The organism is bacterium (assembly GCA_022616075.1).
Taxonomy (GTDB): Bacteria; Acidobacteriota; HRBIN11; order JAKEFK01; family JAKEFK01; genus JAKEFK01.
In genome coordinates, this window is the sequence record JAKEFK010000320.1 from 1 (window position 1) to 15,080 (window position 15,080).

Annotated in this window: 9 protein-coding genes; 4 read left to right on the forward strand and 5 right to left on the reverse strand. The window is 48.7% G+C overall.

Features of this window, described 5'->3' with window-relative positions; translation table 11 throughout:
* Positions 1-1,779: carboxypeptidase regulatory-like domain-containing protein (locus L0156_25310; protein ID MCI0606319.1), on the reverse strand; the 1,779-nt coding region annotated here is incomplete at its 3' end.
* A 330-nt stretch (positions 1,780-2,109) separates the two neighbouring features.
* The gene (locus L0156_25315; GenBank protein ID MCI0606320.1) at positions 2,110-2,289 is read right to left on the reverse strand and encodes a hypothetical protein; all 180 of its coding nucleotides are present in this window, start codon (positions 2,287-2,289) and stop codon (positions 2,110-2,112) included.
* Positions 2,290-2,604: 315 nt separating this feature from the next.
* Here L0156_25315 and L0156_25320 point away from each other — a divergent pair, with 315 nt between their 5' ends.
* The gene (locus L0156_25320) at positions 2,605-5,889 is read left to right on the forward strand and encodes a protein kinase (GenBank protein ID MCI0606321.1); all 3,285 of its coding nucleotides are present in this window, start codon (positions 2,605-2,607) and stop codon (positions 5,887-5,889) included.
* A gap of 167 nt (positions 5,890-6,056) precedes the next feature.
* Here L0156_25320 and L0156_25325 read toward each other — a convergent pair whose 3' ends face one another.
* Complete coding sequence (locus L0156_25325) at positions 6,057-6,311, reverse strand: hypothetical protein (GenBank protein MCI0606322.1); 255 nt, start codon at positions 6,309-6,311, stop codon at positions 6,057-6,059.
* A gap of 161 nt (positions 6,312-6,472) precedes the next feature.
* Positions 6,473-7,495, reverse strand: a complete 1,023-nt coding sequence (locus L0156_25330; GenBank protein MCI0606323.1) for an alcohol dehydrogenase — start codon at positions 7,493-7,495, stop codon at positions 6,473-6,475.
* A gap of 744 nt (positions 7,496-8,239) precedes the next feature.
* Here L0156_25330 and L0156_25335 point away from each other — a divergent pair.
* From L0156_25335 to L0156_25345, 3 genes are all read left to right on the forward strand, one after another.
* Positions 8,240-9,391: a peptidoglycan-binding protein gene (locus L0156_25335; GenBank protein MCI0606324.1), complete on the forward strand. Its 1,152-nt coding sequence runs from the start codon at positions 8,240-8,242 to the stop codon at positions 9,389-9,391.
* Between the two features lie 171 nt (positions 9,392-9,562).
* Positions 9,563-11,080, forward strand: coding sequence for a peptidase S10 (locus L0156_25340; GenBank protein ID MCI0606325.1), 1,518 nt, complete (start codon positions 9,563-9,565; stop codon positions 11,078-11,080).
* 183 nt (positions 11,081-11,263) lie between these two features.
* The gene (locus L0156_25345; protein ID MCI0606326.1) at positions 11,264-13,906 is read left to right on the forward strand and encodes a protein kinase; all 2,643 of its coding nucleotides are present in this window, start codon (positions 11,264-11,266) and stop codon (positions 13,904-13,906) included.
* Between the two features lie 18 nt (positions 13,907-13,924).
* Here L0156_25345 and L0156_25350 read toward each other — a convergent pair whose 3' ends face one another.
* Entirely contained in the window at positions 13,925-14,812 is an 888-nt protein-coding gene (locus tag L0156_25350; GenBank protein ID MCI0606327.1) for a hypothetical protein, read from the reverse strand.
* Positions 14,813-15,080: the final 268 nt, after the last annotated feature.

A 15,080-nucleotide genomic window follows, 5' to 3' on the forward strand; every position in this document is an offset into this window, starting at 1 on the left:
GGAACCTCGCAGCGCAGCCCTGCCATCTTCGCGGGTTCGCCAGACAAATCCCAGGCGCGGCGAAACCAGATTCCATTGAACAAGATTATTGACGCCTGGAATCATCTCACCCGTCCGTTTAAAATTGCCGATTTCCGTAATCGAAGGTGTCCCAACTTCCAAACGATCGAAATCCGGAATCGATCCTGTATTGTGATCGAAGCGGAATCCTAAATTCAATGTGACGCGTTGATTTAATGTGACCGTATCATCTACAAAAAATCCCAGGCCATCTGAAACACTGCCTGAAAGGAAAGGAGTCCGGTAGTTTTTGAAAAAGCCAACGTCATAATCGTATCCATCTAAATATACGGAACCATTCGGACCATACCCTGATAGCAGGATTGCGGAGCCGTAGAAATACTGTACTCCGAATTTGAACTCATGTTGACTCTTCAAAAAACGATCAGCATAATACGTCGCTTTCCCCCGGACCTGGTGACGATAAGTCGTATTGTCATTAGGACGCTGGATTCCTCCCGACCAGGTGAAGTTTGATAATTCGCGATCGAAAAAGAAAAAAGGATTCTCCAGGCTATCCGTTTGAGAACCACGCAACGATTGACCCGACCAGCCGGCGTAACCTGTCTCCAGCAAAATCTTCTCATCGAATGCGGACGTTAATGAGGCGCCCCATGAGAGCGTGCTTCCAAACTGATGGGGAAGAGCGGACTTGGCATAATGTGGTTGCACCGGATCAGGTAGGTCAAACTGTTCATCGTGAAAAAATCCATTGAGGTCATATCTTTTCCCAAGCCGCGCGGTGATCTTCAGATTGTACCTGTCTAGTTTAGTGAGCGGAGCATAATCCGGATTGCTGCCCGGGCCTGAATAAGAATCACGATTGCTTTGAACCGCTCCGAAGAACCAGATCTTGTCTCTCAGGATCGGACCACCAATCTGCCCTGTGACTTCATAGTACGTATCCCGGTGGAATACAAAATCCGAATCCGGCACGCGAACATTCATCCCGGTGAACGCCTGACTTTGAAAAAATGAATTCACACCACCGTGGAGATCGTTGCCACCTTTCTTGGTGATGACATTCAGAACTGCGCCGGTGTGATTGCCGTATTCGGCAGGCGATCCAACGCCGTAAACCTGCATTTGCTCAATAATATCCGGATTAGGCTCAAATCCTGGATCTCCCGTTTGAGGACCGGTAATATCCAGTCCATCAATAATCCAGTTGTTGGATTGGCGGTTGGAGCCAAAAGCGATGATTCCAGAATCCAGATCATCGCCGCGATCCGTAGTCACTCCGGGTGCGACCTGCATCAAAGTCCACATGTGGCGACGCGTCGGAAGATTTTCCACCATTTCCTGCCTAAAGATCGTAGGCACACCCGCATTCTGCAGATCAATCATGGGACTGTCTCCAATAACGTGAATCGTTTCGGTTTTCGCCAGGTTCAAGGTGAAAGGCACATTTGACGTCCTACTTAAATCTACTTCTACTCTATTAGCACGAACGGGTTGAAATCCGTCCAATCGTGCCTCTACGGAATAGACTCCTACCGGAAGGGCGGGAAAGTGGAAAACTCCCAGATCATTTGTAGTCAGACTTCGCGTCTGGCCAGTATGGGTCTTGCTGATGATAACCGTTGCGCCGGCTAGAGGTCGACCGTTGCTATCTTTTACAACACCTCGGATACTGCCCGTGATGATCTGAGACCACGCTGGTAAGTTGAAAGCGATTGTAAAAAAGAGGAAGAGCAGAACTGCTGCTCTGGAAAGCATGACCTGATTATAGCATTTCACCTTCCGCTTAGCCGGGTGTAGCTACCTAGCTGTTGGCGGCAATGAACTTATTCCTTTCGCACAATTTTGTACCAAACCGGGCCACTGAGTTGTTCCACAACGCCGTCCGGTTTTGCGATCCAGATGCCACCTGCGCTCACTGTGCACACCGGGATCCCAATCTTTTTGGCCATTGCGAAATCTTTTTTTGCCGGTTGAGGATCTACTTTGTCGGTATTTGTATGGATCTGCGCGATCGTATTTGGCGGAACCGGTCCGTACCAAAGCTCCCGGTTGCGGTCTGCGGAACGTGGCCCAGCGAATCAAGTGTTACGTATTCGCAGAATCGCAGACAATCCACGCAGCCCTTTCGGTTCGATTCGGATCTTTGACGAAACCGGAATCCTCCCACAATCCATACATCATCCGTAAAACATCGGAATCGATTGCCGCAATTTCCTCTTCTGCGTACAAAAGATGGTTTGAGAAAATGATTACAAAGAAAACCATTTGGCACACAGTGGGGTCATATTGTCGGGAAAAACAAAAAACGGAGAGGGTGGGATACCAAACTGACCGTAAAGATTCGCGATGAGCACTAGCACGCTCCATTTAATCATACTCGTGAGCGGTAACATTCAAGAAAGTCATTGCCCTGGTATTGTCCTATTTGTGTGTTGTTCGGATTTCCCCTCCTTATGAAGGAGGGGATTAAGGGGAGGTTGGAAAGCCTTCCAATAGGACAACCCCAACACAACTTTGGGACATTACCATTGCCCTCACATTTTGTGTGAGAGTTGTGCTCTCAGTATACTAGTTCCATATATGCCCGGAGACGAAACCACTCACTTCATTCATACGGACTCCGGTCGCATCGAAGTAGACATCCCACTTCAGGACTGGCAATTATATCGAATTGAATCGCTGCTCGGAGAAGGGGGCATGGCTCGCGTCTACAAAGCCTATGATCCGAAACTCTCGCGGTATGTCGCTTTGAAATTCATCCGAAGTGAGGATGAAGAGTACAAGAAGCGTCTGCTTCGTGAAGCGAGGGCGCAAGCACAGATCGAACATGACAATGTCTGCAAAATTTACGAAGTCGGCGAGGTCCAAGGTAAGCCCTACATCGCGATGCAACTCATTCCGGGGCAGACACTGCAAGAATTATCGGGCGAGCTATCTTTGGAACAAAAAATCCGCCTCATGGAACAGGTTTGCGATGCGATGCAGACCGCGCACAGATTGGGCATCGTTCACCGTGATATAAAGCCCTCCAACATCTTGATCGAAAGAAGAGACGATGGCTCGCTACGTCCTTATCTTGTGGATTTTGGAATCGCTCGTGAAATCTCTGAGGCAGGCATCACAGCGACGTCAGCAATCATGGGGACGCCGGCGTTCATGTCTCCCGAACAACTTTTGGGCAACCGGATGGTGGACCGTAGAGCGGATATCTATAGCATGGGGTCGACTCTCTACTATTTACTTTCCGGTCAACGACCGTTTGACAGCACGGGCGTGGACCTTTTGATCAATATCGTTTCAGAGGAACCTGTCTCCCTGAATAAAATTGTTCCATTCATTCCGGAGGATCTTAAGACCATCGTATCCAAGTGTCTGGAGAAGGATCCTGCGAGGAGATACGATTCGGCGCGCGCATTAGGTGATGATCTCAAGCGATACCTCGAAGGTGAACCAATTCTCGCTCATCGCCCCACGTTGCGATACCGCGTTTTCAAAAAAATCAAAAGGCATAAGACTGTTGCAGTCCTTGCGGCAGCGGCGTCCATAGTAATCATCGCTTTGGCCGGCTTTAGCCTTTCTTCCTATTTGCGCGCTGCAAAGGAGGTGAAAGTTGCGCGCGAATTCTCCAGATTCGTAGAAGAAATGGATTGGAAGATGCGAGTCGCCTATATGACACCGTTGCACGACATTCGAAAAGAAAAATCACAGGTGTTGCAACGCTTGAAGGAAATTGAAGTCATGACGGCGGATGTTGGAAAAGCAGGGTTAGGACCCGGGAGTTTTGCGCTGGGACGCGGGTATCTCGCTCTTCAAGATTATGAAAAAGCCAGAATGCATTTAGAGAGAGCCTGGAATGCGGGATATCAGCGGAAAGAGGTGGCGAACGCTTTGGGATTGACTCTGGGCGCGCTGTACGAGAAAAAAGTATCTGAAGTGAACCGGATCAAAGATAAAGAGACACGGATGAGAAATCTGCTGGCTGTTAAAAGGGAGTTTCGTGATCCAGCTGTTCGATATTTGCGTCAAACACCTGAATTAGGGAGCCAGTCACGAGAATATGGAGAAGCGCTTTTGGCTTACTATGAAGAAAATTGGGATGCAGCTTTGCGATTGGCTCGCCAATCGTCGGAAAAATTTCCGTGGCTTTATGAGGCCAGGATGCTGCAAGGGCAAGTATTCGAAAAGATGGGGGAGCAGGCCTCACACGAAGGGAAATTCGATCTAGCAAAGAAGCATTATCAAGCCAGCGCGGAAAACTATTCCAGGGCTGAAGAAATATGCAGGAGCAATGCTGCTCTCTACCAGAACCAGTGTTCACTGTGGCGCGCAGTAATGGCCGTCCAATTTGCCACTGGAAAAGATGGAAAATCCGAATACGAGCAATCGAATCAATATTGCAAAAAGGCAATAACTGTAAATCCGGAAGACGCAACATCGTATGAATTATTTGCGCGGACTGCATGGAGGTGGGGAGAAAACGAGCTCCTTCTGGGTCATGATCCTTCGGATGCCTTTCATACAGCTATTGAATTGAGTGGGAAGGCTCTGACTCTCGATCCAGAGAATGCCCGCGCTTCTCTTACACTTGGAACGGCTTACTCCTATCTTGCCGACTATCAATCCCAAACCGGCAAAGATCCCACGAAATACCTGGAACAATCGATAAGGGCGCTTGAGCTATCGGTGAAAAAGGATTCCTCTTCACCCGTAGCTTTTGCAGCTCTTGGCGGCTCCTACTTCGGCCAGGGCATCGAAGCAATGACACGTGGTGAAGAAAGCAAGTCTTTTTTCGTTCATTCAATTGATGCCTACAAAAGGGCTCTGGAATTAAGTCCCCGTCATTTTGGCGCACTGTCAAACCTCGCGTATGTTTACACAAATCTCGGCTTGATTGCCAGGAGTAGCGGAAATGATCCCACGGCATTTTTTCAACAGGCTTTAGAGAATTTTGAGAAGGCTTTGAAAATCAATCCAAATTACTGGTTGATCCATACGAACATCGCAGCGGTTTATCTGGAGCTGGTCAGTTATGAATTGGAACACGGAAAGAATCCGTATCCAAACATAGAAAAGGCTTTAAGCGAATGCCAGAAAGGAGAGAATCTGAAACCAGGCAATCCGCATTCCTCTGTAAATAGCGCGAGCGCGCATCTGTATCGTGCCGAATATCTGCTGGCGCAAAATGACAATCCGCTTCCATGGATCAAAGAGACGGAGGAAAAACTGATTCCTTTAATTGGTCTCCATTATGCTGAGGTGTTTACCGGATTGGCAGACGCGAAAAGAATCGAGGCTCAGCATCTAATTCAAAAGAAGGAATCCCCACTTCCAGCTTTGCGAAAATCCATGGACTATTTGAAGCAGGCTCTTGAGCTGAATCCTGCGCAGCAACAGATTCATCACGGGATGGCTCGGCTTGAATTCATTAGAGCCGAATGGCTGCTAGCTAAAAACAGGTCGCCTGAGGAGCCGCTGAATCTCGCCACGGAACACGCGCGGAAAACACTGGATTTGAATCCGAAATTTGCACAAGCTTATGCAATGCTGGGTGAAATCCAATTGAAGAAATCGGAATGGAAAATCCATTTGAATCAGAATCCACAGAGTGAAATTCAAGAGGGGCTCTTAAAGATTCAGAAATGCATGGAGCTGAATCCGGACATTCCCGGTGTTTATGCAACCAAAGCAAATTTGCTCTTGATTCAAGCACAATGGAGTCCTGATCGAGAAAGCCGCATGGTTATGCTGGCCGGCTCAATCGAAAACTTTGAGCGTGCTTTTTCCATGAATCCGAGCCTTCAAAATAAAGAGAAAGAAAATTTCCAAAACGCCAAAATGCAGCAACACAAAAACTCTGTTTCTTGAGCGAAGTTGCGCCTTTTTCGGATTACGGAATGTACCAAAGGATCGCATGATGGGACGCCCTCTACTGCGGATGTAGATTCCAATATTTACTTAAGAACGGCCTGAGTTGGGGCGCCTTGGAAGGCAGGCGCCCGCAACTGCGAACAAAACGATTCTGATGGTCTATTCTACATGCTAGCTTTGGCGACGTCGTTGGAATTGATGTCTACGGTGATCATGAAACCGTTTGTGTTCCGAAATTCAAATGCTTTCGGGCCAATCCGGTACGCTTCTACTTCATTCGGCATCAAGACAAATCCGTCGTTCCGCGGCGCTCCCCAGTATTTCAGATTTTGGATCACTACAGGATCATTGGTGTTACCGGGGTAACGCTTCAGTTTCACTTCCGCAGTTTTTCCACCATCCATCGACGCATAAGCCATATCCCCACTTTTCTTCCCTATTGGACGTTTTGAACGATTTTAAGCCAAACGAACTGTCTTCAAAGCGAACTTCAACCACATAGCAGGAGAAAACAAAACCGACAACTATCGAATTCTAATCAGATGCATCTTACTAACTAATTAAAAACACAAGTCGACCGTTACGCAGAGAACGTGAGCACGGCACGGAATCGCGCCTTTCCGCTATGCATTTGTTCGTAGGCTTCCGCCACGCGATCGAGTGGAAATTTTTCGACCATCGGGTGTACACCACTCAGTGCGCTGAATTCCATTGTGTCTTGCGAATCCTTCGCTGTACCTGAGTACCAACCGGCGACTGATCGCCTTCCCAGAATTAGTGAGAAAACACTGATCGTGAGAGGCTCGGGTGGTGCCGCCGGCACTAGCAGTTTGCCATCTGAAGACAATCCATCAACCAGCGGAGAAATCGCCTGCGCATTCGGTGCAGTCGCGAGAATTACGCTTGCGCCACCAAGTTTTTGCAACTCTGCTACGACGTCTTGAGCGTTCGCATCAATGTAATGATGGGCGCCCAGCTTTCGAGCCAGCGGTTCCTTGTCGTTTCCTCGATTGATAGCGACAGTCTCAAATCCCATCTGTCGCGCGTACTGAACTCCGAGATGGCCAAGTCCGCCGATGCCGTGTACTGCGACCACTTCTCCGGCGCGTGCTCCGGAATTGCGCAGTGCGTTGAACACTGTTACCCCGGCACACATAAAAGGTCCTGCTTCCTCAGCTGGCATTTCATCAGGAATAGCCGCCAGCACCATGGCCGGTGCAATCATGTACTCGGCATATCCTCCATCAAAGTCAAAACCAGTGACCTTTCGGTTGACGCACATTGCGAAGTCACCACGCCTGCACTGTTTGCACACGAAACAATGTCCACCATGCCAGCCAACACCGACGCGTTGACCTTTCGTCCATGTGATGACGTTGTCACCGACTGCGTCGATGTGTCCCGCAATTTCATGACCTGGAACACGCGGATACTGAAGCCCTGGCCACAAACCTTCTTTGACAAGAGCATCGCTGTGACAAATACCGGAAGCCTCCACTTTCACGCGCACTTGTCCAGGCTTTGGTTCACGGATATTACGCTCTACTAACTCCCAATCTCCGCCAGGTTTACTTAACTGTGCAACTTTCATTTTAGAGTTCATTAATCCTCCTTCTCGTTACAAATCGCTTGAAAAGCACGTTTCTGCTATCGGTCGGTGCCATCGTGTTGTGCGCAATGAACGCTGTGGCACAAAGCGCAAGCGACAAATGTCGACCTGTCTGCTTGTATACTTTAGATTTGCCATGTTCTTTCCTCCTATGCATTCACGTGATCGAAGTCAGATTTGGTATACCTCCTTACATGTAGCGATCGGCGGTGGCTACTGCCTCCTCCGGACTGCTGCCCTTCTGACGCGCGCTCAAATAGGGCGCGTACCAGTCCCACCAGATGCTGGGCGTGCGTCTTCTCGTAGTGTTGTTCCCATGCGGTTTCTGGCCGGCACTTCCTTGCGAGCAAATCTATATAAAGATAGTGGTGTACCTGCAACATATTTTCAAATCCATTGTGGTTAGAAGGATTTGTGTTGCTTTCGTGTTAGGTAATCGTTTCTAACCGCCAATCCTGAAAATGCGACTCGATCTTTTAATGTTATACTGAAATTACATCAGCTAGACAGAAACAGGAAATATGTCCGTTTAGCTGGCTCCTTATCCGTCTTAGTTAAAGAATGTGAGCTATCGAGTTTGCAAGGAGTAAGACAATGGCAAACACACGGATAGGCGGACAAACACCGCCAATACCCTCACCTACTACGACAAACGTAAAAGAAACAGCATCAGAAGTCTCGCCTCCGTCAGTAGGAGACCGGCAGACTTCAACTGATAGCCAGGAGTCGACTAAGACAGTGCTCGCGCAGAAAATGCAGGCTACTGAGAGCAAGGGGCAACATCAACTGAGTGGCGATTTAATGCGACACAACCTTTACCAGGCGCTCCCAACCGGCGCGGCCACCGGTGCTACACCAACTCAGGCTGCCGGCACGCCGCAGCCCGCAGTTCGAGATTTGCAGGAGTCGCTGAATAAATGGCGGATAGAAAACCGTCAGAAGCCCATTAAAGAAGATGGTCTTGACAGCGAGGATACTCGCAACGCCATTCGCGAGTTTCAAAGAGAAAACGGCATCAAAGAAGATGGGATCGCTGGTCCCCAAACCCGGAAGAGGCTGTCGACTCAGGTAGATATCATCGCTCTGAAGAACGATCCGAACACAGCCGCAGAAATGCGCAGACTGCTTGATAGCGAAGGGTTTCAGAAGCTGCCGCCAAATATGCAATCGGACGTGATCAGCCGCTTCAAGCAATATGCCGCAGCGGGTGACATGACCAGCATAGGGAATATGGTGAATGTTATAGACCAGAGTGGTTTTGGATCTCTGCCGCTTTCAACCAGGAAACTGCTGATGGACACCATGGCCGCCAGACCGGCGGACAACCGGCTGGCCGTAAATTTGGAGAACCTGGCAGGTACAAATTTCGCCATGCTTGACGAAAAATCACAAAACTGGGTGCTCAACCGGATCCAGAGTTATGGGGGCGATCGCATTAAAATCGTCAGTCTTATACTTATCGCCGGTCAAACTACTCCTCCTCCACTTGGTCAGCCTCAAATTCCACAAAAGAACGAGTTGCTGACCCGGTTGATGAATTATCCTCCGGACACTGATCAGGTTGAAAACATGGCAAAATTGTTAGGGGCTGGTGTTCGAAATCTTCCCGAAGACGTAAGGAACCAAATTTTGGATGGCCTGCCGCAGTGGTTTAGTACCGGACAACTCACTGGCGCCGACGCCGCAAACCTGATGACATTGGCGACCGCACCACAATTTGAAAAACTCCATCCGGACAAACGGGCCGAAATGATGCATTACCTGACGCTTCGACCGGACAATGCCGAGCTCGCCAAAGCGCTGCGAGAGCTCACCGAAGACAGGCGGTTCCAGATTGACAACAGGACATGGAGGCAGACGCTCGAGCGCCTGGATAAAAGTATCCGGTGAGTTTGCCGGAAAAAGAAATACCATCGTAGATTCTGCCAGGAAGACTGTGCAACACTCCGTGCTCTCCGTGGCTCTATGGTATAAAACAAACTGGTGTGGAAATGAAAGTTGTTACTTTGAAAGGAGCAATAACACCGTCGTCTAACGAAGCACTGAAGGAGAGAAAGCAGCATGATGAGGCGAATACTCGCTCTGGTGAGCATGTTCATAATAACCACTGCAATTGGCTTCGCGGAAGAAGAGAACGCGAAGAAGAAAGACACTCCGGAGTTCAAGGCAGAGTTTCCAAAGGAGCTGATTTCCGACACGAAACACACAATTCGCATCGATGGGAAGCCTGTGGAGTACACAGCAACGGCGGGCAATATTCTTTTGAAGGAGGAGAATGGGCGCCCCAAGGCGAGCATTTTTTTCATGGCCTACGCGCGCACAGGAATGAGCGATCCTTCCAAACGTGCGATCACATTTTCATTCAACGGCGGACCGGGATCGTCATCCGTGTGGCTCCATCTGGGTGTGCTCGGGCCGCGACGAGTTCAGATGCCAGAAGAAGGATTTCCGCCAAAGCTTCCTTATCAGCTGGTCGATAATGATTATTCGGTCCTCGATCAAACCGATCTTGTCTTCATCGATCCGGTTACAACCGGCTACAGCAGAGCAGTCCCGGGCGAAGACCCGAAACAGTTTCATGGATACCGGGAAGACGCTGAAACGGTCGGTGAATTCATCCGGCTCTATGTCTCCCGTTTTCGTCGCTGGTCCTCTCCCAAATTTTTGATTGGTGAAAGCTACGGAACTACTCGCGCCGCCGCGCTCTCTCTTTATTTGCAGCAACGGCATGGAATGTATCTCAATGGTGTCATTCTGGTCTCTTCCATTCTGAATTTTCAAACGGCCCGTTTTAATTCAGGCAATGACCTTCCTTATATATTGTTCTTACCAACGTACACTGCGACAGCCTGGTATCACAAAAAACTCGTTCCGGAACTGCAGAACGATCTACGGAAAACGCTGGACGAAGTCCGTCAGTTTGCAGTGGGAGAGTACACATTGGCGTTGATGAAAGGCTCTAAACTTTCTCCTTCGGAAAGAAACACCGTAGCAGAGAAGCTAGCGCGATATACAGGTTTGACAACTGATTATGTGAATCGTTCTAATCTGCGGATCGAGATCTTCAGATTTACAAAAGAGCTGATGCGCGCGGAACGTCTCACGGTGGGACGGCTTGATTCCCGGTTTACGGGAAGAGACCGCGATGCAGCCGGTGAAGAGTTCGAATTTGATCCGAGTTATGCGGCAATCGAAGGCGTTTACACCGCCGCGCTGAATCACTATGTTCGAATGGAGCTGAAATACGAAAGCGATCTCGCATATGAAATCCTGACCGACCGCGTGCGTCCGTGGAGTTACTTGGAGTATCAGAATGAATATGTAGACGTGTCTGAGAATCTCCGGCAGGCGATCTCATTGAATCCTGCGATGAAGGTTCTTGTGGCCAACGGATATTACGACCTGGCCACGCCTTTTTTTGCCACCGAATACACGTTTCAGCGCCTGCCACTGGAGCAGGAACAGCAGAAAAACATCACGATGACTTACTATGAAGCCGGGCACATGATGTACATCCACAAGCCATCATTGATTCGAATGAAAGCAGACCTTGCGGCTTTTTACGATTCTGCGCTTTGACGTGTTCATAGTTGAAATTTGGATGTGTTGGCTAATAGAAGGCGGCGCACTGGCGTGCCGCCTTCTGTCTCCAATCTACCTCAACGATCTGAACCCCGTTTCAAATGAAGTAATAACCGATGCTGTATGAGACGTGACACCGCCAGCTATCGGTTCAATACAAGGGGGAGTACAATTAGCCTCATGGGCGTCTCCGCCGGCATGCGATTGGGTCCGTACGAAATTCTTAGCCAAATTGGAGCTGGTGGAATGGGGGAAGTGTACCGCGCAAAGGATACCAGGCTGGATCGCACTGTTGCAATCAAAGTTTTGCCTGCTCACTTCTCAGCCAATCCTGATTTGAAGCAGCGTTTTGAAAGAGAGGCGCGTGCTATTTCAAGTCTTTCACATCCATATATATGTGCGCTCCATGATATCGGTTCGCATGATGGAATCGATTTCATGGTCATGGAATTCCTGGAAGGAGAAACGCTAGCTCAAAGATTGCACAAAGGTGCTTTAACAGTTGAACAGTCCCTGCGATATGGAATTCAAATTGCGGAGGCGCTTGATAAAGCACATAAACAAGGAATCATTCATCGCGATTTAAAACCGGGCAACATCATGATCACCAAATCCGGAGTCAAATTGCTCGATTTTGGATTGGCAAAATTCGGCGGACAGGGGCTCCCACTATCTGGCCGGGAGGACGTATCGACTCTACCGCCAGAACAGCGCGAGCTAACTGCAGAAGGAACTATCCTTGGCACTGTGCAGTACATGTCCCCTGAACAACTGGAAGGGCGAGATTGTGATTTGCGAACCGATATTTTTTCTCTGGGTACCGTTTTATACGAAATGGTGACGGGAAAACATGCATTCACGGGCAAGAGCCAGGCAAGTTTGATTGCGGCAATCCTCTCTTCCCATCCTCATCCGATTTCTACCATTCAGCCAGTGACGCCACCGGCTCTGGATTGGGTCGTGAAAACATGCATGGCGAAGGATCCCGATGATCGCTGGGAAACAGCCCACGATATCGTGCTTCAACTTCGGTGGATCTCAGAAGTGGGCCTCGTACAACCAGTTCCCTTTATGCAAAAACGCACAAAGCGTTTCGAGCGCGCATTCTGGATGGTCGCAGTATTGATCCTCACCGGCCTACTTCTGTTTTTGAACTACCAGCGTGCAACAGACGTCTCTGTGATCCGCTTTATGGTCCCGCCGCCGGCAGGATCTTCCTTTGATAACACAATTGCGCTATCGCCGAATGGCGAAACGCTGGTTTTTACAGCAAGCGACTTAACGGGAAATAACATCTTATGGCTAAGGAGCCTTGATTCCAGCCATCCACGCGGATTGCAGGGTACTGAAGGAGCCGCTTTCCCTTTCTGGGCACCTGATAGCAAGTCTATTGGATACTTTTCAGAAGGTAATTTGAAAAAGTTTGACCTTGCATCAGGGTCATCTCAAACGATCTGTCGCGCCCCCAATCCAAGAGGGGGCACCATGAACCTCGATGGAGTGATTCTGTTTTCTGCTCACGAAGGCGGCGCAATTTATCGCGTATCTTCAAAAGGTGGAAACCCGGCGCTTCAAGTTTCTCTTGACGCGACTCAAGGAGAATCAACAGTTCGTTACCCTTCTTTTCTTCCGGATGGCCGGCACTTTCTCTACTATGTTTGGAGCATGAATCCCAAAATGGCCGGAATCTACATTGGATCGCTGGATTCGAAAGAAAAACAATGGCTGATCAATGCTGATTCAGGCGCAGTCTATACTTCCGGGTATTTGATCTTCTTACTTTCAGGAAATCAACTAATGGCACACGCCTTTGATCCGGATAATTTGAAATTGAAAGGTGATCCGGTAAAACTTGTCGAAAGTGCATGGGTGAAATGGTTTACGGCCGGATTTGCTGCCTTCTCGGTTGCACAAAATGGTGTCCTTGCATACCGTACAGGCGGATTTGAGAACAGTGAATTTATCTGGTATGACCGAACCGGCAAACAGATCGGAAAAGCGGGTCCGCCCGGCCTTTATGCGGAACCATGTCTGTCGCCCGATGAAAAGAAGATTTCGTTTTCCGGCAGGCGCGGCTCAAGCAATCTCGATAGCGATATCTGGATCCTGGAATTAACGCGAGGCATCGCGAACCGCGTCCCAAATAGAAACCGCGGAGGAATCACTTCGCTATGGTCTCCGGATGGCAGTCGCATGGTATACGCCTCTTATCCGGAAGGCGTCTTTTCCGAAGCGAATCTGTCAAGCGGAAAAGTAATCACGCTATTGAAGCTGACCGGCTTCGCTGCCACGGATGATTGGTCACGAGATGGAAGGTTCCTTGTTTACACGACTCTCGAACTCAAAACGAATCAAAGTGACATATGGATGCTTCCGATAAATAGCAACGGAAAACCAGTTCCCTTTTTGACTAGTGAATACAATGAAGATTTTGGGCAGGTTTCACCCGATGGCAATTGGATCGCCTATTCATCGGATGAATCCGGACGTTATGAAGTCTACGTACAAAATTTTCCGACACCGGGCGGAAAAGTACAAATTTCTACTACCGGCGGTCAACAACAAAAATGGAGCGCAAACAGCAAAGAGATTTTCTATATTTCTCCGGATAGGAAGATGATGTCGGTCGATTTTCATCCTGGCTCAACGGAACAACCTGCTCCCAAAATTCTTTTTCAAACAAAGATTATGCCTAAGATTGAAGCGCGAAACCATTACGTCGTTACGGGGGACGGACAGCGCTTTCTGATCAACACACCATTAGAAGAAATAGCAACCTCCCCGATCGAAGTCGTTCTAAATTGGACATCTTTGCTTCAGTAGCAGAGTTTCCTATTTTTTTCATAACTTCGTATCCATTGTCGCGCCCCGGCAGGATTTGATAATTCGACGGGCTAATTCATCAACCAATTCGAACTGCGGACCGCAGTGGTAGGCTGAGAGACTCAGAATGATCAGATAATGAGCTTTCTTAAATTCCTTCACTTTAGGAAGAAAAGCCGAATATGTGAGTCCAACCCGTACAGAAAGATGTTCAATGCTTTTGTGTGGACATTTCACAACAATCAATGCCTGGTAACAATCTGAGTCGTCCGTCATCCACTGCAAAGAGCATCGCCGCTTTGAGTCAACAAAACGGTGAATCAATTTTTGAGCCGGGCGCTTTTCCACGGCAACAGCCAAAACGTACGGTCTTCGCCACCATGGTTTCGCGGGCTGATTGATCCGTCCCCATCGCACATCCAGCGTTGCATAAATTTTCTCACTCCAGCGTGGATCGTAATTGGAGTTTAAAGAATACGTGCCCCACAGCCAATTCCATGATGGCCATTGGGGACCGGCTTGGGATTTCATCCAGTCTTCCAATTTTTGCATCCTGATTTTTTCCGTCGCACCAAAAGACGGCGATTCCGGATGAAGTGTAATTTGGAAAAGCTGGTTGTTCAGGAAAGATGCCTCGATCGTAAAAGCATTCCGTGCAATCAGGTGTTTCCCAAGACTATACTTCCTGAGAATTCCTTTCTGATATGCAAATGCCCCAAGATGATGATACGTATCAACATTTCTGTCTTCTTCAGTAAGAACTGCTTGCGCTCCGAGTGGTGTGCGAAGGAATTCGGAAAGGGACATCAAAGGCGTTAATATCTTTTTTGAACTGATTGAAAGCACACCGGTTTGTGGATCTATCCAGGACGGGATTCCCCGTGTTCTCTTTTTCGAATCTCCCACCAAATACCCCTGTTCAAATGATAGAACAAATACTGAACAAGATTTTAACGCAAAGTCGCAACGCGGCAGAGCCGCAACATTTCAGATCGCAGATTGCAGATTGCAGATTGAAATTGGAGAATTGGCCCTTGAGTTTCTACATTTGCTTTTGCATCTACGAGAAGAATGATTTTCTAAACGAACCATGCCGGCAGAATGCCGGCGGTCATTTATGCCAGCCTGGAGGCTGGCGCTCCTCTAATGAGCGCCGCCATTCTGGCGGCATTGA

Coding starts and splice junctions, on each gene's coding strand:
- L0156_25315 (MCI0606320.1), bottom strand. CDS start 2,289: ATGGTTTTCTTTGTAATCATTTTCTCAAACCATCTTTTGTACGCAGAA.
- L0156_25320 (MCI0606321.1), top strand. CDS start 2,605: ATGCCCGGAGACGAAACCACTCACTTCATTCATACGGACTCCGGTCGC.
- L0156_25325 (MCI0606322.1), bottom strand. CDS start 6,311: ATGGCTTATGCGTCGATGGATGGTGGAAAAACTGCGGAAGTGAAACTG.
- L0156_25330 (MCI0606323.1), bottom strand. CDS start 7,495: ATGAACTCTAAAATGAAAGTTGCACAGTTAAGTAAACCTGGCGGAGAT.
- L0156_25340 (MCI0606325.1), top strand. CDS start 9,563: ATGATGAGGCGAATACTCGCTCTGGTGAGCATGTTCATAATAACCACT.
- L0156_25345 (MCI0606326.1), top strand. CDS start 11,264: ATGGGCGTCTCCGCCGGCATGCGATTGGGTCCGTACGAAATTCTTAGC.